We start from the raw sequence: 1,207 nt of genomic DNA, 5'->3' as shown, positions 1-1,207 counted from the left end.
ACAATCAACGGCGTAACCTTGAACGGTCCTCTTGGTAACTACTACTCTGACTACACCGGAGCAGATGGCAATGGTGACGGAATCGGGGACACAGCAGTTGATTTCGGTGACCTTGGTGCAGACAGCTATCCTCTGATGGCCCGGATGGAAGAAGGTGGAATTACCACAGTGCAGACTCTTGCAGAAATGACAGTGGATCAGGTAGCAGGTGAGAACTATAAGTTCATTCCATACAACAATCCCGACGAAGAGTACACAATCGATGCTATGACCGATCTGGCTGTCATGATGGAGAGTGGACTCGAATTTGAAGCCAACGATGAAAGCTATGCATCTTATTCTTCATTCTACCTTGACAGCCTTGCTGGAATCGAAGGTGAAGACTACATATCAACTGGCGGTTACTATGCCTGGTTCCTGTACATTAATGATGTAGCTGCAGGCAGTGGACTTGGTGGTAACGTACTGAACGATGGTGACAACATAAGCTGGTACTATGCTGAAGACACAAACGGCTACGGAACTTGGGGCGGAGTAAATCCTGCAGAAGCCCTGTATGTTGTCCACCTGACTGCAAACGAAGTCGACTACCCTGTCATTGCCCAGAGGGATATTGCAAACCAGAACTTCTATGAAGAGCTGCTGACCAATTACGGTCTGACTTCTACAAAGGTAACAGTAACCCTTACAGCAATGGAAGACATTGATTCCCTTACTTTCGAAGAAATCATTCCTGCCGGCTGGACAATAACCTCATCTAACAATGATGACGGTGTCTTCAAGCAGAACCTCAGTGAAGCTAACCGCTATGAATGGGTCTGGACAGGTGAAATGGATTCAGGAGAAAGCAAGACCGTAGTATATATCCTTACTCTTCCTGCAACTGCAGCCGAAGATGAATATCCAATAGAAGGAACCTGTTCTGCGTATGTGGATGATTCAGATGTAAACGACATTCCAGTAGTCGGAGAAGAGATCGTATACGTATCTGCTACCGACTGGAACCCATGGAACGATGTTGATTCCGATGGAGCAGCTTACATCACAACCAGTGAACTACAGGCAGCCATCAACTGCTGGCTCAATGATCTGAATACTCCGACAACCGGTGAACCTGTAACAACTAACAGGCTCCAGCTTCTGGTGCACTACTGGGTCCAGAACACCGAGTGTCCTGAGGGTGCAGACGCATAAACAAGTTAGTAAA

General features: G+C 47.1%; 1 protein-coding gene. It reads left to right on the top strand.

What is annotated here, in order from left to right:
- On the top strand, nt 1–1,194 hold a 1,194-nt coding region (locus tag BB781_RS15145; protein WP_129582754.1), incomplete at its 5' end, for a DUF4430 domain-containing protein.
- Nucleotides 1,195–1,207 lie beyond the last annotated feature (13 nt).

Origin of the sequence: Methanolobus psychrotolerans (genome assembly GCF_002243045.1) — an archaeon.
GTDB classification, from domain to species: Archaea; Halobacteriota; Methanosarcinia; order Methanosarcinales; family Methanosarcinaceae; genus Methanolobus; species Methanolobus psychrotolerans.
This window is presented reverse-complemented; position numbering and strand designations above follow the sequence as displayed.